Annotated in this window: 24 protein-coding genes and 1 other RNA gene; 20 read left to right on the forward strand and 5 right to left on the reverse strand. The window is 26.7% G+C overall.

Annotated elements, in window-relative coordinates; translation table 11 throughout:
* Positions 1-44 precede the first annotated feature (44 nt).
* From BTM21_RS03330 to BTM21_RS03350, 7 genes are all read left to right on the forward strand, one after another.
* Positions 45-1586, forward strand: a complete 1542-nt coding sequence (locus tag BTM21_RS03330; protein WP_021876140.1) for a BCCT family transporter — start codon at positions 45-47, stop codon at positions 1584-1586.
* A gap of 59 nt (positions 1587-1645) precedes the next feature.
* Complete coding sequence (gene helD / locus BTM21_RS03335) at positions 1646-3922, forward strand: RNA polymerase recycling motor HelD (RefSeq protein ID WP_021876139.1); 2277 nt, start codon at positions 1646-1648, stop codon at positions 3920-3922.
* A 202-nt stretch (positions 3923-4124) separates the two neighbouring features.
* Positions 4125-5297 (forward strand): FprA family A-type flavoprotein, encoded by a 1173-nt coding sequence (locus BTM21_RS03340; RefSeq protein ID WP_021876138.1) that lies wholly within the window; start codon positions 4125-4127, stop codon positions 5295-5297.
* A gap of 174 nt (positions 5298-5471) precedes the next feature.
* Positions 5472-6431: a calcium/sodium antiporter gene (locus BTM21_RS03345; protein WP_079481489.1), complete on the forward strand. Its 960-nt coding sequence runs from the start codon at positions 5472-5474 to the stop codon at positions 6429-6431.
* 95 nt (positions 6432-6526) lie between these two features.
* Positions 6527-6661 (forward strand): hypothetical protein, encoded by a 135-nt coding sequence (locus BTM21_RS14060; RefSeq protein ID WP_021876136.1) that lies wholly within the window; start codon positions 6527-6529, stop codon positions 6659-6661.
* A 404-nt stretch (positions 6662-7065) separates the two neighbouring features.
* Positions 7066-7197 (forward strand): hypothetical protein, encoded by a 132-nt coding sequence (locus BTM21_RS14065; RefSeq protein WP_259678957.1) that lies wholly within the window; start codon positions 7066-7068, stop codon positions 7195-7197.
* Between the two features lie 177 nt (positions 7198-7374).
* Positions 7375-9000 (forward strand): YIP1 family protein, encoded by a 1626-nt coding sequence (locus BTM21_RS03350; RefSeq protein WP_021876134.1) that lies wholly within the window; start codon positions 7375-7377, stop codon positions 8998-9000.
* A 45-nt stretch (positions 9001-9045) separates the two neighbouring features.
* Here BTM21_RS03350 and BTM21_RS03355 read toward each other — a convergent pair whose 3' ends face one another.
* Together BTM21_RS03355 and BTM21_RS03360 are read right to left on the reverse strand one after the other, a co-directional pair.
* On the reverse strand, positions 9046-9564 hold the full coding sequence (locus BTM21_RS03355) for a L,D-transpeptidase (RefSeq protein ID WP_021876133.1): 519 nt from the start codon (positions 9562-9564) through the stop codon (positions 9046-9048).
* Positions 9565-9652: 88 nt separating this feature from the next.
* Positions 9653-11671, reverse strand: coding sequence for a thioredoxin domain-containing protein (locus BTM21_RS03360; RefSeq protein WP_021876132.1), 2019 nt, complete (start codon positions 11669-11671; stop codon positions 9653-9655).
* A 139-nt stretch (positions 11672-11810) separates the two neighbouring features.
* Here BTM21_RS03360 and BTM21_RS03365 point away from each other — a divergent pair, with 139 nt between their 5' ends.
* Entirely contained in the window at positions 11811-13262 is a 1452-nt protein-coding gene (locus tag BTM21_RS03365) for an N-6 DNA methylase (protein ID WP_021876131.1), read from the forward strand.
* 39 nt (positions 13263-13301) lie between these two features.
* Here BTM21_RS03365 and ytaF read toward each other — a convergent pair whose 3' ends face one another.
* Together ytaF and BTM21_RS03375 are read right to left on the reverse strand one after the other, a co-directional pair.
* Positions 13302-13925, reverse strand: coding sequence for a sporulation membrane protein YtaF (gene ytaF / locus BTM21_RS03370; RefSeq protein WP_079481488.1), 624 nt, complete (start codon positions 13923-13925; stop codon positions 13302-13304).
* 91 nt (positions 13926-14016) lie between these two features.
* Positions 14017-14895, reverse strand: coding sequence for a cation diffusion facilitator family transporter (locus BTM21_RS03375; protein ID WP_021876129.1), 879 nt, complete (start codon positions 14893-14895; stop codon positions 14017-14019).
* Positions 14896-15147: 252 nt separating this feature from the next.
* Between BTM21_RS03375 and BTM21_RS03380 the strand changes: the two genes are divergently transcribed.
* From BTM21_RS03380 to BTM21_RS03420, 8 genes are all read left to right on the forward strand, one after another.
* Positions 15148-15465 (forward strand): hypothetical protein, encoded by a 318-nt coding sequence (locus BTM21_RS03380; protein ID WP_021876128.1) that lies wholly within the window; start codon positions 15148-15150, stop codon positions 15463-15465.
* Between the two features lie 135 nt (positions 15466-15600).
* Positions 15601-15873: a DUF1292 domain-containing protein gene (locus tag BTM21_RS03385; RefSeq protein WP_021876127.1), complete on the forward strand. Its 273-nt coding sequence runs from the start codon at positions 15601-15603 to the stop codon at positions 15871-15873.
* A gap of 14 nt (positions 15874-15887) precedes the next feature.
* Positions 15888-16283 carry a hypothetical protein gene (locus BTM21_RS03390; protein WP_021876126.1) on the forward strand — a complete coding sequence of 132 codons (396 nt, stop codon included), beginning with the start codon at positions 15888-15890 and terminating at the stop codon, positions 16281-16283.
* Positions 16284-16353: 70 nt separating this feature from the next.
* Positions 16354-16546: non-coding RNA, 6S RNA (gene ssrS / locus BTM21_RS03395), on the forward strand.
* Between the two features lie 617 nt (positions 16547-17163).
* Positions 17164-17367, forward strand: coding sequence for a DUF896 domain-containing protein (locus BTM21_RS03405; RefSeq protein WP_021876125.1), 204 nt, complete (start codon positions 17164-17166; stop codon positions 17365-17367).
* A 13-nt stretch (positions 17368-17380) separates the two neighbouring features.
* Positions 17381-18289, forward strand: coding sequence for an HPr(Ser) kinase/phosphatase (gene hprK, locus BTM21_RS03410; RefSeq protein ID WP_021876124.1), 909 nt, complete (start codon positions 17381-17383; stop codon positions 18287-18289).
* A 16-nt stretch (positions 18290-18305) separates the two neighbouring features.
* On the forward strand, positions 18306-19697 hold the full coding sequence (locus tag BTM21_RS03415) for an aminopeptidase (protein ID WP_021876123.1): 1392 nt from the start codon (positions 18306-18308) through the stop codon (positions 19695-19697).
* Positions 19698-19789: 92 nt separating this feature from the next.
* Complete coding sequence (locus BTM21_RS03420) at positions 19790-20053, forward strand: phage holin (protein WP_021876122.1); 264 nt, start codon at positions 19790-19792, stop codon at positions 20051-20053.
* 35 nt (positions 20054-20088) lie between these two features.
* On the opposite strand, the gene BTM21_RS03425 is transcribed toward BTM21_RS03420, so the two are convergent.
* Positions 20089-20916: a PHP domain-containing protein gene (locus BTM21_RS03425; RefSeq protein WP_079481486.1), complete on the reverse strand. Its 828-nt coding sequence runs from the start codon at positions 20914-20916 to the stop codon at positions 20089-20091.
* Positions 20917-21057: 141 nt separating this feature from the next.
* Here BTM21_RS03425 and BTM21_RS03430 point away from each other — a divergent pair, with 141 nt between their 5' ends.
* Genes BTM21_RS03430 through folE form a run of 4 tightly spaced genes read left to right on the forward strand, consistent with a single transcriptional unit; the run spans position 21058 to position 24313 of the window.
* On the forward strand, positions 21058-21648 hold the full coding sequence (locus BTM21_RS03430) for an anthranilate synthase component II (RefSeq protein WP_096145339.1): 591 nt from the start codon (positions 21058-21060) through the stop codon (positions 21646-21648).
* Complete coding sequence (gene pabB / locus BTM21_RS03435) at positions 21649-23004, forward strand: aminodeoxychorismate synthase component I (RefSeq protein ID WP_021876119.1); 1356 nt, start codon at positions 21649-21651, stop codon at positions 23002-23004. It begins immediately after the preceding gene.
* Entirely contained in the window at positions 23004-23759 is a 756-nt protein-coding gene (locus tag BTM21_RS03440; protein ID WP_021876118.1) for an aminotransferase class IV, read from the forward strand. The genes pabB and BTM21_RS03440 overlap by 1 nt, the downstream gene beginning before the upstream one ends.
* A complete protein-coding gene (gene folE / locus BTM21_RS03445) occupies positions 23759-24313 on the forward strand; it encodes a GTP cyclohydrolase I FolE (protein ID WP_021876117.1) in 555 nt (184 codons plus the stop codon). The genes BTM21_RS03440 and folE overlap by 1 nt, the downstream gene beginning before the upstream one ends.
* Positions 24314-24319: the final 6 nt, after the last annotated feature.

Here is a 24319-nt window from a genome sequence, read left to right on the forward strand (position 1 = left end):
AACTGACAACTTTTTAAAAGTTAAAAGTGTGCTAAGGAGGAATTATGAAAAAGATAGAAAAAGGATTATTAAACAAAAATAATATTATTTTTGGAAGCTTTATTATTTTTTCAACAATAATATTTATTTGGGGAACAGTTTTTAAGGAAAACTTTGAAGGGAGTATGAAGTCGATTTATTCTATATGTATAGAAAAGTTTTCATGGGCATATTGTGCTATGATGCTCATATTCTTTTTAGTATGTATATGGGCGGCTTTAAGTAAATTTAATAATATAAAATTAGGAGATGATGATTCAAAACCAGAATTTTCAAATATAAGTTGGTTTGCAATGTTATTTAGTGCTGGTATTGGAATTGGATTAGTCTTTTGGGGAGTTGCAGAACCTCTAACTCATTATATTAATCCATTAAATATGGAAGGCATTACAGAGGAGGCAAGAAAGTTTGCATTTTCAAAAGCTTTTCTTCATATAGGGGTATCGGCTTGGGCGTGTTATGCTGTGTTAGCACTAGCATTAGCATATATTCATTATAGAAGGAAAAAACCTTTATTAATAAGTAGTCTATTAATACCGTTAGTTGGAAAGGAAAAAGCAGAAGGGTTTTTAGGAAAAATTGTTGATATTTTTACTGTATTTGCTACTATGGCAGGAATAATTACTTCATTAGGAATGGGGACACTACAAGTTACAAGTGGGTTAAATTATTTATTTAATATACCTGAAACAAATACTGTAAAAATATTAATAATATCTATAATAACGGTATTATTTTTAATTTCAGCCTGTACAGGGGTAAAGAAAGGAATAAAATTATTATCTAATGCTAATATAGCACTAGCATTTTTATTATTTGCTATGGCTATAATTATAGGACCAAAGAATGAACTATTAAGAAACGTGTTTTTAGGGTTACAAGGATATGGAGTTGATTTATTAACTACAAATAATAATATTTTTATAAAAGGACAATGGTATGAAAAATGGACTATATTTTATTGGGGATGGTGGATTGCTTGGGCACCTTCTGTAGCAATATTTATAGCTAGAGTCTCAAAAGGAAGAACAATAAAAGAGTTTATACTTGGAGTTTTATTTATACCAGCAGGTTTTTGCGTAGCTTGGATGGGTGTATTTGGAAACTTAGGAGTAAGTGCACCTATTGAAGTTGGAAAAATTGCAATACAAAAAGTAGAAACATCGATGTTTATGATTTTTGAGCAATATCCATTTGGAAATTTAATGTCTGTTATTGCAATAATATTATTAATAACTTTTTTTGTTACAAGTGCAGATTCAGCAACTTATGTTTTAGGAATGATAACATGCAATGGAGAGACTAAAGTGAAAAATAGTAGAAAAATAATTTTAGGGGTAGCGTTATCTTTATTAACTATCGTACTTTTGTTTGCCGGTGGATTAACAACAATACAAAATGCATCAATAATAGCTGCTCTCCCTTTTGGTATAGTTATGATAATTGCAATAAGTGGATTTATAAAAGAACTATATGTGTATGAAACAAAGATCGAGTATAAAGAAAGAAAACAGAAAAGTTTTAATCTAAAAACTATAGAACGTTGAATTTAATTTTTCATTAGCCTATAATTAAAACATTAATCTAGTTTTATGAGGTAGTAATAATGAATAGAAATTTAGAGATAGAAAAGAAGATACTTCAAGAGAAAAGAAAAAAAATTGATGGAGAGTTAGAAGAGAAAAGAAAAAATCAAGATAATATAGGAGCTAAACTTAGGGATTTAACTAAAGAGGCGAGAGGATCTTATAGTGAAGAGAAAGAAACTACAGAAAAAATATATTCTGTATTAAAAAAGGATATAGAAAGCTATGAAGAAGCGTTAAAGTCTCCTTATTTTGGGCGTGTTGATTTTAGGGAGCTTAGAGGTGAAGAGGAAAGTATTTATATAGGTAAGCAGGGGATAAGTTCAACAGTTGATGGTGAAGAAGTTATTGTTGATTGGAGAGCTCCTGTTTCAGATCTTTATTATAGTGGGACAGGGGGATATGCATACTATAAGGCTCCTTCAGGAATAATAGAGGGAAATCTATCTTTAAAGAGGAAATTTCTTTTTAAAGAAGATGAATTGTCTGAAATTTTCGATGAGGGAATAAATGAAATTATTATAAATCAAGCAGAAGGAACAGATTTAGTTGATGAATTTCTTAAAATAAACCTTGAAGAAAGTAGAGGTAAAAAGTTAAAGGAAGTAGTTGCAACTATACAAAAAGAACAAAATGACATTATAAGATGGCCCAAAAATCTTCCAATAATAGTTCAAGGATCAGCAGGGTCAGGAAAGACTACAATAGCTCTGCATAGACTTGCTTATTTATTATATAGATATGCTGATACTATAGAAGGAAAAGATATATTAGTATTAGCACCTAATAAACTATTTTTAGATTATATATCAGAAATATTACCTAATCTTGGTGTAGATCAAGTAAAGCAAACCACATTTCAAGACTTAGTTTGTAAGAGATTGAAATTAAAGGGGAAAATAAAAAACAAAGACGAAAAAATTAAAGAGATAATAGAGCTTAAAGATGATAAAAATAGAAATCTAATTACTAAATCATCAGAAATAAAAGGTACTTTAGAATTTAAAGAAGCTATAGATAGATATATTGCATTATTAGAAAGTGATTTTGTTGATATTAAAGATATAGTAGTAAAAGGATATGTAGTTTTTACAAGAAAAGAAATAGTTAGATTATATTTAAAAGATTTAAAGACCTTCCCTATTAATAAAAGAAAAGATGAGATAAAAAGATATTTAGGATTGAAATTAAAAGAAAAAATAGAAAGTCTTTGTCTTCAAGTTGACGCTGAATGGGAAGTTAAAATAAAGCAAATAAAACAAGAAATGCCTGATGGTGGAGAGAGAAGAGAAAAATTAATAGAAGTATATGGTGCTAGAGATGAAATTAAAAACTATATAAAGTCTAATACTAAAAAAGATATGAATGAGTATTTTAAAAATTGGAGAGGGATAACTTCAAAGGATATTTATTTAAATTTATTTAGAGATAAAGAACTTTTTGAAATAGCAACTTTAGGTAGAGTTTCATATGAAGAATTTGAATTTATGAAGGATGAGGTTTTAAAGAATGGAGAACTTGGAATCATAGATGAAGATGATTTAGCACCACTTCTTTATATAAACTTACTATTAGAAGGTGTATTAGAGAAAGAAAAATTTAAACATATAGTAGTAGATGAAGCACAAGACTATAATCCATTCCAAATATATTTAATAAATAGATTATCAAAGGGAAATTCTTTAACCTTAGTTGGAGATTTAGCACAAGGAATTTATTATTATAAGGGTGTAAAAACTTGGGAAGATGTTACTCAGGGTGTCTTTAATGGAAAGGCTACTTATATACAATTAACTCAAAGTTATAGATCTACAGTTGAAATAATTGATTTTGCAAATGGAGCACTAAAAGCGCAAAATCTTGGCTTAAAGTCAGCTAAGCCAGTTTTAAGACATGGTAAAGAACCTGAAGTTATAAAATGTAATGAAAAAAATGAAGTAGTAAATATTATAAATGATATAATTAAAAAGATTCAAGATCAGGGTAAGAGTAGTATTGCTATTATAACTAAGGGGATAGAAGAGGGTAAAGAAGTAGAAAAGTTACTTAAAAAGAGTAGTAAGAATAAAATCGCTTTAATAAAGGGAACAGAGAAAAAATCACCAGGAGATATAGCGATTATTCCTGCCTATTTAACAAAAGGATTAGAGTTCGATGCTACTATTATATACAATCCAAGTGAAGATAATTATGGAAATAATCTTTTAGATCAAAGATTATTATATGTAGCTTTAACAAGGGCATTACATAGCGAATATGTAATAGAAATTGAAAATAAAACAAGTATGATAAAATAATAACAATCTATGGATAATAATTATTATTTTGGAGGAAAATGAAGAAAATAAGCGATAGATACTCTAAATGGGAATTTATAATTTTGTTACAAATAAATTAATATGTTAAAATTTAATATGTTAAAATTTAATATGTTAAAATTATGAATTTAAATTAAGGTTATATATAAATTGCATTAGATTTATTTAGGAGGTATTTTAGATGGCAGCAGAATTGTTAAAAAACAATATATATTGGATAGGAGTAAAGGATCCAGATCTAAAGATATTCGATATAATAATGGAAACTAAAAAAGGTACTACATATAATTCATATGTTATAAATGATGAAAAGGTAGCAGTAGTAGACACAGTTAAAAATGGTTATTATGATGAATTCAAAAAGAATCTAATTGAAGTAATTGGTGAGAAAAAAGTAGATTATGTAATAGTACATCATACTGAATTAGATCATAGTGGTTCTTTAATTCAACTAATAAAGGATTATCCAGAAGTTAAGGTTGTAGCTTCAAAAGCTGCATTAAATTATCTTAAAAATATTTTAAATATAGAATTCAATGCAATAGAGGCAAAGGAAGATTTAGTATTAGGAAAAACTACTCTAAAGTTTATAATGGCACCAAATCTTCATTGGCCAGATACAATGTTTACTTATATAAAAGATGAAAAATTCATTTTCACATGTGATTTTACAGGATGTCATTATAGTCCTTTATGTAAAATGACAGATAGTTTTGGCGAAGAGTATTTTGTTGAAATGAAATACTATTTTGATTGTATAATGGGACCATTTAAGAAGTTTGTAAATATGGGACTAGATAAGATAAAAGATTTAGAGATAGAATATATTGCACCAAGTCACGGGCCAGTTCATACAAGCAATATAGATGGGATTTTAAAATTATATAGAGAATGGGCGGTAGAGACACCAGTAGATAATAAAAAGGTAGAAATATTCTACATATCAGCTTATGGAAATACAGAAGCAATGGCTAACTTTATGAAAGAAAAGTTAGAAGAAAAGGGATTTAAAGCAGATGTAACAGAAATAACATCAATTCCTTTAGAAGAATGTGCAGCTAAAATAGAAAAAGCAAAAGGATTTATGGTAGGATCACCAACTATAAATCAAGATGCAGTTAAACCTTCTTGGGATTTATTATCTGTAGTGAGTCCAGTAGTAAATAGAGGTAAAGCTGCTTTAGCCTTTGGCTCATATGGATGGAGTGGAGAAGGCGTAAAAATGCTTACTTCAAGGCTGAAAGATTTAAAGCTTAAAACAGTAGAACCTGGATTATCATTCTGTTTTGTACCTTCAGAAGAAGAATATAAAAAAGCAGAAGAAGCAGTAAATAAATTTATAGAACTTATGTAAAAAAACAAGGCTAATTGCAATTTTATTTAAAAAATAAAGTTGCATATAGCCTTTTTATTATGAATTAAAATATATACATTGGATAAAATAAAATTATGTATTTTTAAAAAAAAATGATATAATTTTATTTTGTATATTAAAGTAAATAATAATAGAAATATAAGGGAGAAAAAAATGAATTACATTATATTATTAGTTGGATTTTTCTTATTAATTAAGGGTGCAGATATATTTGTTGATGGTGCTGCTAAGATAGCTAAAAAATTAGGAATACCTGCAGTAATAGTAGGCTTAACTATAGTATCTCTAGGAACTAGCGCTCCAGAACTTGCAATTAGTTTAATCTCTTCATTACAAGGGAATAATGGTATAACTATTGGAAATGTTTTGGGATCTAATATTTTTAATACTCTAATGGTTTTAGGAGTAACAGCCATAATAATGCCTATAGTAATAAAAAAATCAACTATAATGAAGGATTACATAATAAATGTTTTAGTTGCAATATTATTAATAATTTTAACTTTTGGATCAAGTGTATTTGGTGGTGAAGCTATAATAACTAGGCTTAATGGAATTATATTTTTAATAGTATGTATAGCTTATGTTATTTATCTTATTATTTCAGCTAAAAATAATAATGAAACATTAGCAAATGAAAGTCTGCAAGATATAAAAGTTATTTCATGCTTAATAAAAGTTATTATTGGAGTAACTGGAGTTATAATCGGAGGTAAATTAGTAGTAGATTCTGCTACGAACATAGCCTATTCTTTTGGAATGAGTGAGAAGTTAGTAGGTTTAACAATAGTTGCTGTAGGTACATCGCTTCCTGAATTAGTAACATCAATGGTAGCAGCAATTAAAGGTGAAAATGATATTGCTATAGGAAATGTATTAGGATCTAATATATTTAATATACTTTTAATATTAGGTACATCAGCTGTGATTAATCCTATTCCAGTAGCAATAAATTTAAGTATAGATATGATTTTCTTAATTATTGTAAGTATATTATTAGGTTTCTTTATGTTTACTGGAAAAAATAAAGAAACTAAATTAAGTAAGATAGAAGGTATAGCTTTAGTTATTTTATATATTGGTTATGTAGTTTATATAGTTATGAGAAACTAATTTGGAATTATCTATCAAGATATCAATTCTTTATATAGGATTATTATTATAAAAATGCAGATAATAATAGTATCAACTATTAAGGAGTGATATAAATGAGTAAAGAATGTTGTTGTGAACATAATCATGATAATATAAAAAATCATAGTCATGATGAAAAACATAAATGTGGAGATCATTGTTGTGGCAAAGAAAAGAAAACTGCAACTAACAATCAATGGGGAAAATAATTTAGATAAAAGAAGTTTTTAAGATTACTTAGAAACTTCTTTTTCTTTTAAATTTAACGGGTTTATTAAGAAAAAAGTTATGTTAACAATATATTCATTATTTTTATTAGATATTGATACGAAAATAAAAAGTTTATTAAAAATATTGAAAAAAATTATACATAATTTGACAAGAGCGTAAAAATATATTATTCTTATAAAGTAATATAATATGTCACGAATATTATAGCACTAGGGGGATATGTATCACTGCACACGATCTTCAGGATACCCCTAAATACTTCCAAACAAAAGTTATATTATTAAATATAACTTTTTTTATTTTAACTAAAATCTAATATAACTATTTCATAGATAAAAACATATCATATATTAGAATACCTTTTAAAAGGAAGAATGGTAATATGAAATTAATGCAGGTGTTATTGATAATAGCTGTAGGAGTAATTATGGCTTTAATTGATGTGACTCCATATTTAGAAGCATATAATAAAATAAATAAACCAAAGAAAAAGAAGAAAGAAGATAATAAATGAATATTTCAATGGAAAGCTTAACTTATAAGAAATAAGTACAATTAAAGTAGATATTACAAATATTAATTGTACTTATTTTTATTTTATTACTTATTAACAAAAATATAAAAAAGTTTTTATGGCATACATGGTATAATTCATTATATAATATAAATTTATAATATTTGGAGGAATGAAATGGATAATATTCATGAAATTAAGCCTAAAAAAAGTTCTATTTTAAAATTTTTAGGATGGTTACTTTTAGCCTATATTATAGGAGGGGTTATACTATTATTTAATAGTAGATTAATTTTTGATATCAGCTTAAGTATATTTTACATAACAGCAGTATTTGTTTTAGTAAGTGTGGTTTATTCTTTTATTACATTCAATAAAAGCTATATAAAGATTGCTATAATAGTAGCTATATTGTATTTTATAGCAATGATTTTCTTTAGCCCATTAATAAGCTATAAAAATCATAGGAATTTAATTGGAGAAGTAAAGGAAGTTGAATTTACAAGCCAAATAGAACACATAGATTTGAAACAATTACCTACAATAGATAAAGAGCTTGCTTATAAGTTAGCAGACAAAAAGTTAGGAGAAATACCTAGCTTAGGTAGTCAAGTTACTATTGGAAATTTAGATTTACAAAGTATTCATGGTCAATTATATTATGTAGCACCATTAGAACATTCATCATTATTTAAGTGGTTTACTAATAAGGAAGGTACATCAGGATATATAAAGGTTAGTGCTACTAATCAAAGTGATGTTCAATTAGTTACAGAACATAAAGGACAACCTTTAAAAATAAAATATTTAGAATCATCGTATTTACTTACTGATTTAAATAGAGCAGCATATCTTAGAGATATGAAGTCAGGACATACAGATTTTACTTTTGAATTAGATGATGAAGAAAAGCCATATTGGGTTGTAACTAGATATGATAATGCAATAGGTTTTACAGAAGCTAAAGCAATTGGTACTTTAATAATAGATGCTCAAACAGGAGAATCACAGGTTTATGATATAGAAAATACACCAACTTGGGTAGATAGAATCCAACCAGATAGATATATTAAAAATTATATAGATAAGTGGGGAGAACTAGTTCATGGTGTATTAAATTTTAGTGATAAAGATAAACTAAAGAGTACAGAGGGAATGAACTTAATATTTAATAATGATACTTGCTATTATTATACAGGAATAACCTCAGTTGGTAATGATGAAGGATTAGTAGGATTTACATTAACTAATACAAGAACTGGTGAGACTACTATGTATAAAACCTCGGGTGCTACTGAAGTTGCAAGTATGAAGTCTGCAGAAGGAAAGGTTCAACAATTTGGATATACAGCAACATTCCCATATTTAATAAATATTCAAAATGAACCTACTTATTTTACAACTCTTAAAGATTCTAACGGTTTAGTTAAGCAATATGCTATGGTAAATGTTAAAAATTACAATATAGTAGGAGTTGGTGATTCGCTTCAAGCTACTTTAAATAAATACTTAGAAGGATTAACAAATACCAACATATCATTAGAGGGTAGTAGTAGTGAAGAAACTTTAGAGGGTGAAATAGAAAGAATAGGTTTAGTTGTAAAAGATGGTACAAGTGTTTACGATATAAAACTAAAGGGTAATGATCATATTTTCTCTGTTTCAACAGAAACTTCAAGAGAAGTAGCTTTAAGCTCGGTAGGAGATAAAGTTATAGTTAAGTTTATAAAGGTTGGAGAAAGTAGATTTGTTTTAACTAATTCTTTTGAAAATTTAAATATAAAAGCTGAAGTAAATCAGTAGTTTTAATATAAAGAGGAAAATGATGTATTCATTTTCCTCTTTAGTTTAAGAAATATATACAGCTGTATTTCTAGGGATATTATCATAAATCCATTTGGCATTTTCCTTAGCTAACCTAATACAACCGTCAGATATTGTAACACCTAGACGCCCATCCTTTACAGTTTCATCTAAGTTATAAATTATTGAATGAAAAAGGTAGTTTCCTTTAAACTGACTATAATACCAACACTTATATCCGTGATTAGCACCAAAATATAAGCCTTTAAGTCCTATTATAAAATTGCCTTTAATAGTGGGGGTAGAAGGTTTTCCTATACTACATAAATAGCTTTTTATAAGTTTCCAATTATTTTTTGAACCTTCAAATATGTTAGTTTTAAAGTTTTTAGTATCTACCCAAATAAAATAATAAGTACTACTACTAAAGTTATTGTTATTTATAAAGGTTGTAGCAGTTTCTATATAATTAGGATCTTCTTTTAAACTTTTAATTATAGAATTAGTTTTATATGAAATGTTTTTATAAGCCTGTCTAAAGGGAACCTTTAATTTGTAATTCATAAATAACTCCTGAAAATAATTTATATAATATATATAGTATTTCAGGAGTTTTAAAATGATTATAATTTATAAATAACAGTAGCTAATATTAAATAAGTAAGTCATTAGATGGTGAAGAACAATTATTGTCTTCACATAAATAATAGGTGGTTTTATTATTTTTTAAATTATAGTTTTTAGAGTAAGGAATTAACTTTTGAAGGCTATCTTTATTATCTATAGTCTTTACAATAATATTTAAATTAGGAATAAATTTATTAGATAAGGTACTTTTTAAAGCTTTAATATCTTCAACATTTTCAGTTACGCAAATTAATTCCTTAGAAGGATACAACTCAAGAAGTAGTGCCATTAAATAAAATGTATAAGCCATAGGCATGTTTTTTACAGTACTATAAAAAGTTGTAAGTTGTTTATTAGTTATTTCTATTAGCTTTGAATCGCCAGTTAGTTTAGATAGTTTAACTAAAACATATGAAGCCACAGAATTTCCTGAAGGAAGAGCACCATCATATATTTCTTTAGGGTTTACAATTAGAGTTTCAGAATCATTTCCGTAAAGATAGAATCCAAAATCTTTGGTATCCCAAAATAGTTTTATCATATCATCTTTAAAATTAAGAGCATCTTCTAAGTATTTTATATCAAAAGTAGCTTCATATAATTCAAGTAAAGCAAATATAAGATAAGCATAATCATCTAAATAAGCTTTATATTTAGCTTCACCATCTCTATATCTAGCTAGAAGTCTACCATTTTTATCTATTAACTTAGCTTTTATAAAAGATAAGTTTTTATTTGCAATATCTAAATATTTTTCATCATTTAATATTTTATAGCCTCTAGCAAAAGCGGCTATAGTTAAAGCATTCCAAGATGTTAAAACTTTATCATCCTTATTAAGAACAAATCTTTTATTTCTATAATCGAAAACTTTTTTTCTAAGAGAATTTATTCTTTCATCTTCTTTATTATAATTATAATTTCCTAGAAGGTTTAAGATATTTTTCCCTTCAAAATTACCTTCTTCTGTAACGTTAAAATATTCATTAAAGTAATTACCATCATCTTCACCTAATAGCTTTAATAATTCTTTATAAGTAAAGGTATAGAATTTTCCTTCTTCACCATCGCTATCAGCATCTAAAGCAGAGTAAAAGGAATAATCCTCACTAGTCATATCACGTATTATAAAGTCAAAGGTATTTATAACAATTCTTTTATATAAAGGATTTTTAGTTACTTGATAAATATCTAGATAAGCTAAAATTAATAATGCATTATCATAAAGCATTTTTTCAAAATGAGGAACTAACCATTTATCATCAGTTGAATACCTAGAAAATCCAAAGCCAACATGGTCATATAAACCACCTTTAAACATTGAAATTAATGTTTTTTCTACCATTTCAGTAGGATTAATCATATCTTCTATAATTCCGAAGTTTAGAAGAAACATTAACTTATGAGGTGCTGGAAATTTAGGTGCAGAACCAAAACCACCATATTTAGGCTCAAATAATTGACTAGATAATAAAAATCCATCTTTTACAGCTTTTTTAGATAGTTCTTCAGTAGAAGTTGTAGGTTTAAAATCATTTTCTAATGAAATTAAAATTTTATTACTAGTAGATATTATTTTCTCTTTTTCTGTAGACCATTTATTAGCTATGTTATCTAAAAGAGATATAAGACCTATAGTTCCATATCTGTTTTCTTTAGGAAAATAAGTTCCTGCAAAAAATGGCTTTTGATCAGGAGTCATAAATATTGTTAACGGCCAACCACCTCGTCCGGTTGTCTTTTGACAAAAGGTCATATAAATACTATCTATATCAGGTCTTTCTTCTCTATCTACTTTTATAGAAATAAAATGTTCATTAAGAAGAGAAGCGATTTCTTTATCTTCAAAGCTTTCATGAGCCATTACATGACACCAATGACAAGTACTATAACCTATACTTAAAAAAATAGGCTTATTTTCTCTTTTTGCTTTATCAAAAGCTTCATTACACCAACTATACCAATTAACTGGATTATAGGCATGTTGAAGCAGGTAAGGGGATTTTTCATTTATAAGATAATTATGTTTTTTATCGCTAATCAAATCATTACCTCCAAATAAATTAATATATAATTAGTTTGTATTATATAATAACTATTATACTTAATTCAATAAATTAAAATTATAATATATTAATATGTTATAATTTACTTTATTAGATTAGTTAAAGGATGAAATTTTTATGGCTAGAGGAAAAAAGCAGATATTATATGAGGATATAGATAAAAGAGAGGTAGGTTATTACGCAACCCCTAAGTTTGTAGCTAAATATCTTCAAGATAGACTTATAGAGATTAACCCTAAGGGAGTAAATGTGTTAGATCCTTGTTGTGGAAAAGAGGAACTTTTAAAAGTTTTTAATAAAAATAATAAAATTATAGATGGATTTGATATCATACAATACAAAGAAGAGTATGTTTGTAATTTTATAAATAAAGATTTTATTGAGTTTTATTCTATGGAAAAAGAAAACTTACCATTAAAATATGATTATTATATAGCAAATCCACCTTATAATTGTCATGAAGTTGATTTTATAAAAGATAATAAGAAGAAATTAAATAAGCTTTTTAATGAAGTAGGAACTTATAATATGTATAGCATATTTATAGCTTCATTAATTGATTGTGCAAAGGATGGAGCTATAATTGGGTTAGTAACACATGATTCTTTTTTTACTGCTAAATATCATAAAGGTCTTAGGGAAAAAATATTAAATACATGTACAATCCATGAGATAACAATGTGTCCTAGAAATCTTTTTTTATCGCAAGGAGCAGATGTTGGAACAAGTATAGTTATTTTACAAAAGGGTAAGGAAAATCAAAAAAAAGTTATTGTAAGTGATAGAGTAGCAACTATAGAAGAGTTTAAAGCAAGATTAGAATATAATAAAAAAAGTGAAGTTAAAAGAGAAAATCTAGTTTTAAATGGTGAGAAAGATAATAATGAGTTTGTAATAGATGCTTTAGATGATGTATTGAATATTTTTAAAAACAAAAGAGTAGGAGAAGTATTTAAATGCATAACTGGAATATCCACAGGAAATGATAAGTTATATTTATCAAAAGAAAAAAAGGATCCTTATTTAATACCATTTTATAAAAATCCAGGTAGAAGTAGATTTTATAGTAATAATTATATTTACTTGCATAAAGATTTTATTAAATTAAATGCTAAAATAAAAAACTTTAATGTTAGAAATAAAAATTTTTTATATAAATCGGGAGTAACTTGTTCATCTATAGGTGTAGAGTTTACAGCTTCAAGATTACCAGAAAATTTTACTTATGGTGTAAATGCCAATATAATTTGCAATGATTATGATGCATGGTGGCTTATGGGATATTTAAACTCTGATTTGGTTACATATATGGTAAGAGGAATTTTAATTAGAAGCAATATTATAACTTCAGGATATGTTTCTAGAATTCCACTATTAGAATTTACACAGGAGGAAAAAGAAAATCTAAATAAATTATCTAAAGAGGCTTATAATTTAGCTAAAGATAAAAAATCAATAGATAATATTTTAATTGAGATAAATGATATAGTTAATAAAGCTTCTAAAATATCAAAAAAATCTATAGAAATCATTTATGATTTCAAAAATAATATAAAAAAAAGGACCTAGTTAAAGCTCGAAGTTTTCGAGCTTTAATTAAGTTCTTTTTTATATAACCCTCATTAAAGCAAGTAGAATTAATAATGCACCAGATAACCAAGATAAATTAAGATCTACTTTTTCTATAAATTTTCTTCCAATATAAACACCAGTTAAAATAGCAGTCATACCTAGAATAAGACTAAGCAAAATTGCTTCTATATAACTTACTGTAATTAAGCTGCTACCAAAGCCTACAGCTAAGCTATCAAGAGATAATGCAAAAGCTAAGTAAAAGGCTTCTTTTGAAGTAAGTATTTTTGATTTATCAAAGTCAGCTTTAGTTTCATCAGCATAAACTTGAAGAACAAAATTAAAATCAAATATTTTAAAGGTTAAAGGAGTTATAGAATTTGATTTGCTTTTAATATAGGTTTTAAATATAGATTCAAATAATCTATATACTCCAAGACCAAATAATATTACGAAACTAATGCCTATAGCTAGATTTCTTGGAATATAGTCCTTTATAAGAGAACCTAATAAAAGAGAAATACCAAGCATTGAAGAACAAATAATATCGATAATTAAAGCAGATAAAAAAGGTATTTTAATTTTATCTGTTCCATATGCAATACTAGCTACGAAAGAATCTATAGATACTGATAGTACTAACAATAGCGTTTCTAACATAAATTCATCCTCTGAAAATTATTATAGTAATAATATTATATGAGAATTTATATGCTTTAGTTACAAATTGTGACTTAAAGTGATTTTTTAGTTAACAATCAGAAGTTAGAATAAATGGGTTAATATGAACCATACAATGTTTAATTTTTTTATTTTCTTCTATTAAATTATGGACTTTCATTGCTATGTCATGCCCTTCTTCAACAGTAAGAGAAGCATCTACAGAAATTTCAACATCTACATATATTCTAGTAGAGTGGAGTCTAGTTCTAATACTATCTATTTTTTTTATATCATCAATAGAATTAATTTTTGATGTTATTTCACAAATGATATCATCTTTAGCAGACTCATCAATTAATTGAGACATACTTTGTTTTGCAATATCATAAGAAACTTTTATTATCATTATGCAGATTAATAAAGAGGCTAAAGGATCTAATAAAGGAAATCCCATTCTAGCGCCAATTATACCTAAAAGGGCTCCTATTGAAGAAAGAGAGTCAGAGCGATGGTGCCATGCATCAGCTTTTAGTGAAGCGCTATCAATCATGTTAGCATATTTAATAGTATAAAAATACATCCATTCCTTAGTTATAATAGAGAAAAGTGCAGCGAATATAGCTAGTGAACCTGGAATAACAAAACTTTTATTTAATATATCTTTAATACCAGATATTCCGATGCCTAGAGCTATAATAAATAACATTATAGATAAAAGTAATGAAGATAAACTTTCTATACGTTCATGTCCATAAGGATGTTCTTTATCTGCAGGTTTACTAGATAATTTCAAACCTATTATAACGCCAATTGTACTAATTACATCAGAAAAAGAGTGAATACCATCTGCTATCATAGCGTTACTATTTGAGAAAACACCTACTACAACTTTAACGATAGATAAAATTATATTACCAATTATTGTAGTTTTACTAACTTTGATTCCTATATCAAGTCTATTATCCATAGATAAGTACCCCCAATTATTATCAATTGATTTTAATATTATCAATTAGTATGTTGATAATTATATTATTATAATAGTATAATTATCAGGGATTTGTGATGAAGTTTTATTTAAAAGTTATTTGGGATTTATTATCAATTGATAATAAAAACTATATTCATATTGTAATGTTTTACAAAAAATAATAATTTATGCTATAATACTTAAAGTTATAAAAGAATTAATCAAGTTTAAAGAATATAGGGTGAAATAATGAGAAATTTTAAGAAAACTTTAAAGTGGATTCTTGCTATAGTTGGAATAATACTTTTAGGATCTTTAGGTGTATATGGATATAATATGGGTAGGTTAATGTATACTGATTTAGAAGTATTAGAAACTCCTTATTTAAAACAATATTATGTTGTTTTAAAGGAAAATGAAGAAATAGAAGAAACTTTTAAAAAGTATATGGTAGAAAAAAACTGGATATTTATAGATAAGGTTGATAATATAATGATTTTTAAAAAAGGGAATATCCAAAAAGAAGTTCCTATAGATAGTTTAAAAATTATAAAAAAGTATAAATAATAAAAACAAATTAAATAAATTTACATATAAATATATTATCTAAATCATGATAGTATATTTTTTAATTTATAAAACCCTTGAAAATGTAAAATAATAAAGTATAATTACATTATTCAATGAAAGAGGAGAGTACATATGGAAAAGAATAGTATAAGTATAAATGAAGATGAAAGAGAAATAATGGCTTTTTTAGATGAAGCAGGTAATAAGGTTGAGTTTGAAGGAGTTGCAAGAATATATATAGAAGAAAAGGAATATTTATTACTAGCACCTTTAGAAGAAAAAAACTCAGAAGATGTATATGTATTTAGAGTGGATGAAAAAGATGGAAAACAAGAGCTTAATCTTGTAGAAGATGACAAAGAATTTTTAGCAGTAAAGAAAGAATATAAAAAGTTATTATATTAAAAGGGGATGTAAAAATGAATAATACAGAAATATTAAATATATTAGATGAAAATGCTTTATCTGAAATTGAAGAATTAAGAAATGAAGAAGATCTATTATTAGTAAGATTTTATTTTGATTTTGATGAAGATGTTTTAAATGCAGCAAGGGCATATTCAAATGAAGAAAGTGATTATGAAGCTGAAAGTTTAGAATGGATTAAGGAATACTTTATTCCATATCTTTATGATTATGCAAATGATGAAGTATTATCAATTGTAGAAGAAATAGTAGATGAATTAGATGTATCTGGAGAAATGATGGCTTTCCAAATGGATACTAAAAATGTTAATTACGTTCAATTTATGGCATTGTTTACAAATGGATTAGATGATATTTCAATAGAAGATGTAGTAAAGGATTTCATTTAGTAAATATAAGGATATTATAGAAAAAAATTATATTGCACTATTAAAAAAATGTGTTATAATAAAATCATACTAAATCCTGAGATGTGCGTTATGCTTATAATATTCAACCTACATTATATATACGGGATTTGCGAAATCTTATGAAGATGTCGGACTTCAGAAATTCACTTTTATGTGGCAGAAGATAACAGATTCTGAGTGAGCGAAACCCACCTGCGAGCTGCAGGTATGAATATTTAAGTGGACGGCATGTTGGGAATAGCATATGCATTCAACACCTCATATTTTGGGGTGTTTTTTGTTGTATACAGTTAATTTATAAAAATTAATATGGAATATAGGGATTAAAACCTATAGAGTTTAAATACTCTTTTTAGGCTACCTTTTTAAAGGTTTGTCTAAAAAGAGTATTTTTTATATAATCCACATAAATTTTTTTCTGACAATCTACTATTACCTTATCTAAATCTTGAGAAAGATAAATAATTATAGGATTCGTTGGGGATAAATATTTTAGAAGAAAGTTTAACAAACGCTTTCTATATATTATTTTGTTGTTATATGAAATTTTTAACATGGCTCCTCCTCTATTAATTTACATTTTTTACATTTTTATATCAATATTATACCAAATATGATAAATTTGTAAATGGAAATCGCCAAACAAAATATTACAAAAAAGTAATAAATACCTAATACAATTACAGTAAAATATGTAGAATAAAGTAAATAAAGTTTTCAAATTGAAGATAATAATATAAAAGACGATATATATATTAATTATATTGTGTCGAAATATTATAGAGTTGATATTAACTTAATTTGAAGGTAAAATATAATAAAGATACAATTACATACAAAAGGAAAGGAAGTAAATGATATGGATTACAAAGACATGAAAATAGATGAAGTAATAAAAAAGATAAATGAACTTTACAAAAAAAGTAAAGAAGAAGGCTTAAATGAACAAGAAAAAGAAGAGCAACAAAAATTAAGAAGAATATATATTGATAGAGTAAAAAGTAATTTTAAAGTTCAATTAGAAGGAATTGAACCAAAAAATCCAACTAATAGAAAAAGTTAAAGGGTGATGAATAGTGGCGGTTTCAGTTGAGAAGTTAATAAATGATTTTGATTTAGAGGTTTTAGTAGAAGGTCAAAAAGATACCATGATATCAGTAAGTGATATTAATAGACCAGGCTTACAATTAGCTGGATTTTATAATTATTTTGCATCAGAAAGAATTCAAGTAATAGGTAAGGCTGAGTGGAGTTTTTTAGATGATATGGGCGTAGAGCTTAGAAGAAAAAGGGTTGATAAATATTTTAGTTTTAATATAAAATGTTTAATAATTACAAGGGATTTAGAGCCGCATAAAGAAGTTCTTAGAGCTGCTAAAAAAAATAAAATATGGTTACTTAGAAGTAATTTAGTGACAACTAAGTTTATGAGTAAACTTACTATATATTTAGCAGATAAATTAGCTCCAGAAACTAGATTACATGGAGTTTTAGTAGATGTATATGGAATAGGTATTTTAATTACAGGTGAAAGTGGGATTGGCAAAAGTGAAACAGCCTTAGAGCTTATAAAAAGAGGTCACAGATTAGTAACCGATGATGCTGTTGATATAAAAGAAATTGATGGTGAATTAATAGGAACATCTCCAAGAATAACTATAGGAATGTTAGAAGTAAGAGGAATAGGGATTATAGATATTTCAGCATTATATGGAGTAAGCTCTGTTCTTCAACAAAAAGATATAAAATTAGTTATGCATTTTGAACATTGGAAAGATGATGGCGATTATGACAGACTAGGATTAAATAACGAGTATCATGATATACTAGGAGTTAAAGTTAGAAGACTTAGAATACCTGTTAGACCAGGTAGAAATATAGCTGTTATTATAGAAGCAGCAGCAGTAAATTATAGATATTATCTTATGTCAGATGTTACACCTGTAGATATTATAGAAAGTAGAATGGATAAAGTTTTAGAATAGATAGGAGGAGTTAACAGTGAGTGAAAAATTAAAAAGTAAAAATGCTTGGCTAAAATATAATAGTGAGGAAAAAAAGCAAATTTTTGAATTCTGTACAGGATATATAGATTATATGTCTGTTTGTAAAACAGAAAGAGAATGTGTTCTTACTGCTATAGATATGGTTGAAGCTATGGGCTATAGAGATTTAGAAGAAGTCATAGCAAAGGGAGAAGCATTAAAGGCTGGAGATAAAGTCTTTATGAATAATAAAGATAAATCATTAGCAATATTTCTTATAGGTAAAGAACCAATAGAAAAAGGAATGAGAATATTAGGTTCACATGTAGATTCTCCAAGATTAGACCTAAAACAAAATCCTTTATATGAAGATAGTGAACTTGCTATGTTAGATACTCACTATTATGGTGGGGTTAAAAAGTATCAATGGGTTACACTTCCATTAGCTATACATGGTGTTGTAGTGAAAAAAGATGGATCAAAGATTGATATTGTAATAGGGGAAGATGATAAAGATCCAGTAATAGGAGTTTCAGATCTTCTTATACACCTTGCAGGAGATCAATTACAAAAGAAAGGTTCTAACGTAATTGAAGGGGAAGATTTAAATATATTAGTTGGAAATATGCCATTAGAAGGTGAAAATAAGGATGCTGTTAAAGCAAATATTTTAAAACTTATTAAAGAAAAATATGATTTTGAAGAAGAAGACTTTTTATCAGCTGAATTGGAAGTTGTACCAGCAGGTAGAGCTAGAGAGTTTGGCTTAGATAGAAGTATGGTTATGGCATATGGTCAAGATGATAGAATATGTGCATATACTTCATTAATGGCTTTATTGGAAGTTGAAGAAGCAGATTATACATCAGTAGTATTATTAGTAGATAAAGAAGAAGTTGGAAGTAATGGAGCTACTGGTATGCATTCAAAATTCTTTGAAAATGTTGTAGCTGAAATTATGGATAGAACAGGAGAATATTCAGAACTTAAACTTAGAAGAGCTCTTGCAAACTCAAAAATGCTTTCAGCAGATGTAACTGCTGCATATGATCCAAACTATCCTTCAGTTTTAGAAAAGAAAAATTCATCTTATTTTGGAAGAGGACTAGTATTTAGTAAATATACTGGAGCTAGAGGTAAAAGTGGATGTAATGATGCTAATGCAGAATTTATGGCTTGGCTTAGAAAAGTTATGGATAATAATAATGTATCTTTCCAAACAGCTGAACTTGGTAAAGTAGATCAAGGCGGTGGAGGTACTATAGCTTATATATTAGCTCAATATAACATGGAAGTTATAGACTGTGGTGTTGCATTACAAAATATGCATGCACCTTGGGAAGTATCAAGTAAAGTAGATATATATGAAACTAAAAATGGATATAAGGCTTTTTTAGAAGCAAAATAAAATAAATACCCCTCCTTACTTTTCACAGATACTATGCAATTAGAATAATATAATTGTATAAGGGATCAGAAAAGAGGAGGGATTTTTTTATTATGAAAAAATTCGATTGGTCTAGATTTAAAAACTATGGTCTTTGGGTATCAATTTTATCTTTAATACCATTAATATTAAGTGCATTTGGATATAAGGTTATAGCACCAGAATATCAAACAGTAACAGCAACAATTTTATCAATTTTAGCTGCATTAGGAGTTTTAAATAACCCAACAACTGATAACAAATGGTATAAGGATGATATAGTTAAAATAGAACCAGAAAAAGTTATAGAAGAGAATAAGTCTGAAGAAAATAAATAGGTTAATATAAAAAATGAGGAGTTTATCCTCATTTTTTATATTAACCATTTTAAGTATTTATTAACATTAATATTTTCAGGTAAAGGAATATCGCCAACAGTTCCATGGCTAGAATCATTTGGTATACCATGACAATCAGAACCACAAGAAACTAATAAATTTAAGTTTTCTGCAAGTTTTAAAAAGTGTTTAGTATTTTTAGATTTATTTCTAAAATAGATAGCTTCTAAACCATCAAACCCCAGCTCTAAAAGTTCTTCTACAGGAGTGTGTTTTACAAGGACAGGATGAGCTAAAAAAACTAAAGAATTAAATTTTTTTAAAAGTTGAATTCCTTCTTCTGTAGTAATTTTAGCTGAAGGTACATAAGCTGGACAGTTATCTCCAATAATATTTTTAAATATATATTCATGGTCATAAGGGTAGCCTGCTTCTATTATTGCTTTTGCAATATGAGGCCTAGCTATAGTATCTTTTCCACCTTCTAAAACTTTATTTATGTCTATTTCTATATGATTATATTTCTTTAATCGTTCAACTATTTCATAGGCTCTTTTTATTCTCTTTTCTTTTAAAGATTCTAAAAAAATTTGAAGCTCAGGATTTTTATAATCATCATTTTTAAAAAATCCAAGTACATGAATAGATTCGTTATTAAATTCGGTAGATAATTCTATTCCAGGAATAAAATTAATATTAAGTTTTTTAGCTTCTAAAGCTGCTTCTTCAATACCAGAGAGAGTATCATGGTCAGTTAGTGCCAAATATTCAACTCCGTTATCTTTGGCCATTCTAACAACATCAGTAGGTGAATATCTTCCATCTGAAGATGTTGAATGGGTATGCAAGTCATATTTTATCATTAGAAAATCTCCCTTCAACATTATATTTATTTAGTAAATTTTATATATAAACTTTAAATTTTAAACTTTAATATGTTGTGATATAATTTATTTTAACATAATATTAGATTATTTAAAATTATTATAAGTGGAGGCTATGTAATGTTACTAATGATTGATAACTACGACTCCTTTGTATTTAACCTTGTAAGATACATAGAGGAATTAGGAGAAGAAATTTTAATATATAGAAATGATAAAATAACTATTGAAGAAATAGAAAAGTTAAATATAAATGGAATTATAATATCTCCAGGTCCTAAATCTCCAAAAGATGCAGGAATAAGTTTAGAAATTTTAGATAAATTTAAAGGGAAGTTACCCATATTAGGGATATGCTTAGGTCATCAATGTATAGGGCATTATTTTAAAGGTTACATAATAAAAGGAAAAGAACCTGTTCATGGAAAAATGAGTATGGTAAAACATAATAATAAAGAGCTTTTTAAGGATATTAAAAATCCACTTAGAGTTACAAGGTATCATTCTTTAATAATAGATAAGAATACTTTACCTTTAGAATTAGAAGTAACTTGTGAAACAGAAGATGGGATAATTATGGGAGTTAAACATAGAGAGTATCCTATTTATGGAGTTCAGTTTCATCCAGAGGCAGAAATGACAGAAGAAGGACATGGAATCTTAAATAACTTCTTAAAGATAACAAAGGAATTTAAAGGAGGAACTTTTTAGTTGAATTTTAAAATAAAAGAAATAGTAACAGAATTAAATTCTTTAGAAATTTATAATGTGTTTGAATCTGAAAAAGGTACAATATTATTAGATTCATCTAAAGAAGATAAAATGTTATCAAAGTTTTCATTTATAGGATTAAATGAATTTTTGAGGTTTGAATCTAAAGGGGATAAAGTATTTATAGATAATAAAGAAATCCAGGGGAACCCTTTTTGTGTTTTAGAAGGCTTACTTAATAAATATAAGATAAGTTTTAAAGAATATAAAGATATTCCATTTTTATCAGGTTGTATAGGATATATATCTTATGATACAGCTAGAATTTTAGAAGAGTTACCCAATACTTCTAAAGAAGATTTTAATATTCCAGATATGAGATTTTCATTTTATGACAATTTGGTAATTTTTGATTTAATAAATAATAAGAAATATATAACATCTTTAGGACTTAAAGAGAGTAGTGAAAAATCTTTAAAGAAAATAGAAGATAGAATAAAAGCTGGAGTAAAAATAGAGGAAGAGAAAGTAGTTTGTAAAAATAACAATTTCCAATCTAATTTTACTAAAGAGGATTATAAAAAAGCAGTAAAAACCCTTAAGGATTATATAATTAGTGGTGATGTATATATAGCTAATATGACTCAAAGATTTTGTTGTGAATGTAAAGAGGATGCATTTAATGTTTATAAGAAATTAAGGACTATAAACAAAGCACCTTTTTCTGCTTTTGTTAATTATGAAGATTTTCAAATAATTAGTTCATCACCAGAGAGGTTTATTCAAATTAAAGATAATAAAGTACATACAAGACCTATAAAGGGAACTAGACCAAGAGGGGAAAATAAAAAAGAGGATTATAAAAATAGTCAGGAATTATTAAATAGTGAAAAGGATAAAGCAGAGCTTTTAATGGTAGTTGATTTAGAAAGAAATGATTTAAGTAAAGTATGTAAAAATCATTCAGTAAAAGTTACAGAACTATTTAAACTTGAAAAGTATGCAACTGTATTTCACTTAGTTTCAACGGTAGAAGGGGAACTTAAGGATGATATTTCAGCTGTAAAGTGTATTAAGGAATGTTTCCCTGGAGGATCTATAACTGGGACACCTAAAATAAGAGCTATGGAAATAATAGAAGAATTAGAAGGACTTAAGAGAAATTTATATACAGGGTCTATTGGTTATTTTGATTTAAGAGGGAATTCTGACTTCAATATAGTAATAAGAACCATCTTAAAAAAAGACAATAAAGCGTATTTTGGAGTTGGTGGCGGAATAACTTATGACTCCATAGAAGAAGATGAGTATAATGAAACTTTAGATAAAGCAAAAGCACTTATGAGGGTATTATAATGAGGGAAATTTTACATAAACATGAAAAATTAAGTTTAGATGAAGGAGTTTTTTTTGGAAGAGGAGTATTTGAAACTATTCTAGTTAAAGAAAAGCCAATATTTTTTGATGAACATATAGAAAGGTTAAATCAAGGGATAGAGGTATTAGAAATAGGAGAAAAGGTTGATAAATCTATATTAAAAATAGAAATAGATAAATTGAATTTAAAAAATAAAGCTTTAAAAGTTCTAGTAACTCCAAAAAATCTAATTTTAATAGATAAGGAAATACCCTATTCGGATGAAGATTATAAAAAAGGATTTAAATTGAAACTATCAAAAGTTATTAGAAACTCGACATCTCCTTTAACTTATATTAAATCAATAAATTATATGGATAATTTATTAGAAAATAAAAAAGCTAAAAAAGAGGGATATAATGAAGTTATCTTTATAAATGAAGATGCTTTTATTACTGAAGGAAGTACATCTAATATATTTATAGTAAAAGAGAATAATATATATACTCCAAAGATAGAGTGTGGATTACTTAATGGAACTATAAGGAAATATATTTTAAAAAATACAAATTGTATAGAGAAAGAATTTACAATAGAGGAATTATTAAATTCAGACGAGGTATTTATAACTAATAGTTTATTAGGTATAATGAGAGTTATTAGTATAGAGGAAAAAATATTTAATAAACATAGTATTACAGATTATATAAGAAGAAAATATACTAAAGACGTAGAAATGCTAGGAGGGGAATAATGATAGATAAAGATAAGGTGAAAGCTGGAGTAAAATTAATATTAGAAGCTATTGGAGAAGATGTAAATAGAGAAGGGTTAATAGAAACTCCTGATAGAATAGCAAGAATGTATGAGGAAATTTTCTCGGGCATTGGACAAACAGCAGAAGAAATATTATCAAAAACATTTAAGGTAGAAAGTAATGATTTAGTTATAGAAAAAGATATAACTTTCTTTTCTATGTGTGAGCATCATTTAGTACCTTTTTATGGTAAAGCACATATAGCATATATACCAAAGGACAGAGTTGCAGGGTTATCTAAATTAGCTAGATGTGTAGAAATTTATGCAAAGAAACCACAACTTCAAGAAAAATTAACAGCAGAGGTTGCAGATGCTATAATGGAATATTTAGGTGCAGAAGGTGCCATGGTAGTTATAGAAGCAGAACATATGTGTATGACTATGAGAGGAGTTAAAAAGCCAGGAACTAGAACTGTAACTACAACTTATAGAGGTAGATTTAAAGAAGATTATGAGTTAAGACGAGAAGTTCTTGCTTTAATAAAATAGGGGGGA

It is taken from the genome of Clostridium chauvoei, from assembly GCF_002327185.1.
GTDB classification, from domain to species: Bacteria; Bacillota; Clostridia; order Clostridiales; family Clostridiaceae; genus Clostridium; species Clostridium chauvoei.

What these genes read in the sequence shown, in the direction of transcription:
- BTM21_RS03330 (WP_021876140.1), top strand. Translation starts at nt 45, where the DNA reads ATGAAAAAGATAGAAAAAGGATTATTAAACAAAAATAATATTATTTTT.
- helD (WP_021876139.1), top strand. Translation starts at nt 1,646, where the DNA reads ATGAATAGAAATTTAGAGATAGAAAAGAAGATACTTCAAGAGAAAAGA.
- BTM21_RS03340 (WP_021876138.1), top strand. Translation starts at nt 4,125, where the DNA reads ATGGCAGCAGAATTGTTAAAAAACAATATATATTGGATAGGAGTAAAG.
- BTM21_RS03345 (WP_079481489.1), top strand. Translation starts at nt 5,472, where the DNA reads ATGAATTACATTATATTATTAGTTGGATTTTTCTTATTAATTAAGGGT.
- BTM21_RS14060 (WP_021876136.1), top strand. Translation starts at nt 6,527, where the DNA reads ATGAGTAAAGAATGTTGTTGTGAACATAATCATGATAATATAAAAAAT.
- BTM21_RS14065 (WP_259678957.1), top strand. Translation starts at nt 7,066, where the DNA reads ATGAAATTAATGCAGGTGTTATTGATAATAGCTGTAGGAGTAATTATG.
- BTM21_RS03350 (WP_021876134.1), top strand. Translation starts at nt 7,375, where the DNA reads ATGGATAATATTCATGAAATTAAGCCTAAAAAAAGTTCTATTTTAAAA.
- BTM21_RS03355 (WP_021876133.1), bottom strand. Translation starts at nt 9,564, where the DNA reads ATGAATTACAAATTAAAGGTTCCCTTTAGACAGGCTTATAAAAACATT.
- BTM21_RS03365 (WP_021876131.1), top strand. Translation starts at nt 11,811, where the DNA reads ATGGCTAGAGGAAAAAAGCAGATATTATATGAGGATATAGATAAAAGA.
- ytaF (WP_079481488.1), bottom strand. Translation starts at nt 13,925, where the DNA reads ATGTTAGAAACGCTATTGTTAGTACTATCAGTATCTATAGATTCTTTC.
- BTM21_RS03375 (WP_021876129.1), bottom strand. Translation starts at nt 14,895, where the DNA reads ATGGATAATAGACTTGATATAGGAATCAAAGTTAGTAAAACTACAATA.
- BTM21_RS03380 (WP_021876128.1), top strand. Translation starts at nt 15,148, where the DNA reads ATGAGAAATTTTAAGAAAACTTTAAAGTGGATTCTTGCTATAGTTGGA.
- BTM21_RS03385 (WP_021876127.1), top strand. Translation starts at nt 15,601, where the DNA reads ATGGAAAAGAATAGTATAAGTATAAATGAAGATGAAAGAGAAATAATG.
- BTM21_RS03390 (WP_021876126.1), top strand. Translation starts at nt 15,888, where the DNA reads ATGAATAATACAGAAATATTAAATATATTAGATGAAAATGCTTTATCT.
- BTM21_RS03405 (WP_021876125.1), top strand. Translation starts at nt 17,164, where the DNA reads ATGGATTACAAAGACATGAAAATAGATGAAGTAATAAAAAAGATAAAT.
- BTM21_RS03420 (WP_021876122.1), top strand. Translation starts at nt 19,790, where the DNA reads ATGAAAAAATTCGATTGGTCTAGATTTAAAAACTATGGTCTTTGGGTA.
- BTM21_RS03425 (WP_079481486.1), bottom strand. Translation starts at nt 20,916, where the DNA reads ATGATAAAATATGACTTGCATACCCATTCAACATCTTCAGATGGAAGA.
- BTM21_RS03430 (WP_096145339.1), top strand. Translation starts at nt 21,058, where the DNA reads ATGTTACTAATGATTGATAACTACGACTCCTTTGTATTTAACCTTGTA.
- BTM21_RS03440 (WP_021876118.1), top strand. Translation starts at nt 23,004, where the DNA reads ATGAGGGAAATTTTACATAAACATGAAAAATTAAGTTTAGATGAAGGA.
- folE (WP_021876117.1), top strand. Translation starts at nt 23,759, where the DNA reads ATGATAGATAAAGATAAGGTGAAAGCTGGAGTAAAATTAATATTAGAA.